Source organism: Brachyspira pilosicoli, from assembly GCF_019402445.1.
GTDB lineage: Bacteria > Spirochaetota > Brachyspiria > Brachyspirales > Brachyspiraceae > Brachyspira > Brachyspira pilosicoli_B.
Genome location: NZ_SRZM01000438.1, coordinates 1 through 2,117, shown reverse-complemented (window position 1 = coordinate 2,117; position 2,117 = coordinate 1). Strand labels below are relative to the sequence as shown.

General features: G+C 22.3%; 2 protein-coding genes. One reads left to right on the top strand and one right to left on the bottom strand.

The genetic code is table 11. The annotated features are described in order from the left end of the window. Window positions 1–104 precede the first annotated feature (104 nt). Window positions 105–1,412 carry an AAA family ATPase gene (locus E6A48_RS11705; protein WP_219710481.1) on the bottom strand — a complete coding sequence of 436 codons (1,308 nt, stop codon included), beginning with the start codon at window positions 1,410–1,412 and terminating at the stop codon, window positions 105–107. 336 nt (window positions 1,413–1,748) lie between these two features. Here E6A48_RS11705 and E6A48_RS11700 point away from each other — a divergent pair. Continuing rightward, on the top strand, window positions 1,749–2,117 hold a 369-nt coding region (locus tag E6A48_RS11700), incomplete at its 3' end, for a bacteriohemerythrin (protein ID WP_219710480.1).

Here is a 2,117-nt window from a genome sequence, read left to right as displayed (position 1 = left end):
TAAAGTTTATTAATGATATAGCTTTTTCTTAGTAGTACTATACTTAAAAGGTAATCTCTATCTCTCAAAATAACTAGAGAAACACCATCACAAATAAGAAATCACTATATATCTAATAACTTTTTTATTTCATTTTCTGCTTTCTCCTCATTATCAAACCAATATTCTCTTAATGTAGGAGCTATTTCATATTCTATAATATTTTTGTATTCCTTATCATCTAATTTATCGCAAAAATAACTATGTCCTATAGTGTAGCCTTTGCCTAGAGTTCTGTCGTTTTTTATAATATTATTCAAATCAGTGAATTTTTTAATTATTTTCTTTATAAGATCATTATCTACATTTTGATTTTTTAAATAGGTTCTAAACTTTTCATTTTCAAAAGCAGGCTCAATATCTATAAAACAAAATCTTCTTCGTAATGCATAATCAATAACAGCAATACTTCTATCAGCAGTGTTCATCATACCAATAATATATAAATTATTAGGCACTATAAAACTTTCATTATTATAAGAGATTGTAATTTCTGCATCTCTGTTATCTGATTCTATAAGCATCAAAAGTTCTCCAAATATTTTAGAAATGTTTCCACGATTAATCTCATCTATTATAAAGAAATAATCATTATCCATATCTGAAGTGGCACTCATACAAAAATCATAAAACACCCCATTTTTTAATTTAAAGTTTTTATCAGTAGGTTTGTATCCTATAATAAAATCTTCATAAGAATAACTTTCATGAAATTGCACCATTTTTATTTTACTGTCATCAGCTTCGCCTATAATTGAATAAGCAAGTCTTTTTGCCATAAAAGTTTTTCCAACACCAGGTGAGCCTTGAAAAATAATATTTTTTTTTCTATTTAATAAATTAACAATAGTATTATATTTTTCTTCAGATATAAAAACTTCGTTTAAAAAATCATCTTTTGTGTATGAGTTATCAGATTTATCATTAGTTTGTATAATTTCTTTTTTACCTTTTTCTTCATCTTCAAATAAATCATCAAAAGATATGTCTTTAATATTATTTTTTTTAATTATTTCTTTGCATATTTCTACTAAACCATTAGATTTACTTTTGCTTGTTTTATAAGCATATTCTATATATTGTTTTGTAGATACCAGTGCTTTTTTTAATTCTTCAATTCCATATTTTGTACCTATTTTTTCAATAAAAAATTCCATAACTGTATATTTAAAATTTCTAGCAAATGTTCCACCATCTCTCATACATTTGTACATTTCATATAATAAATCATATGAACTATCTTTATATATTTTTTTATCATCTATTTTCAAACATTCATTTATACCTTCTATCCTTTTAATTTTACCATTATATGTTTTTTCCATCACATCATATATTAATTCTAGCTGTTCATTAGTGAGTTCTTCTTTCATTTGCTGCTCCAAAATGATAATAATTTATTTTATATTTTATTATAAACAATTATGAAAATAATAAAACAATATATATTTCTTTTTTATATTTTTAAATTTAGTTTTCATTCAATTAATATAAACAAATATATTAAATAATAGTATATTAGGATTAAATGTGTAAAATATAATTCCTAAAAGAACTTATCATTAATATCAAAATATCTAAATATATAAATATTATTAAAATCTAAACATTTTTTCCAAAAAAGATATTTTTTTATTGACAAGCATAATATTTTTTATATGCTGATTTTATGGAGATTTAAGTTTATATATTCGTATAGGGGGTATATTATGACAATTGTTAATGATGAAAAATACATTGTGTGGAAAGATACTTTTAATACTGGATATAAAAGAATTGATGAACAGCATGAAAAATTTGTTGGTATGCTTAATAGACTTTATGATATTAATGCTGATAAAGATTTAAGTAATCCTAAAATTAGGCAAGAGTTTAATTCTGTGTTGAAAGATACTATAGATTATATGGTTTATCATTTTAGGACAGAAGAAGATATTATGAAAGCAATTAATTATAAAAATATTGCTAAGCATTCATCAAAACATAGAGACTTCTCAAATAAAATATTTGATGAGGTAAAAAATTATACTGCTAATAATTATATAGATATAGTAAGCTTAATAACATATTTAAGAAAT

What these genes read in the sequence shown, in the direction of transcription:
- E6A48_RS11705 (WP_219710481.1), bottom strand. Translation starts at nt 1,412, where the DNA reads ATGAAAGAAGAACTCACTAATGAACAGCTAGAATTAATATATGATGTG.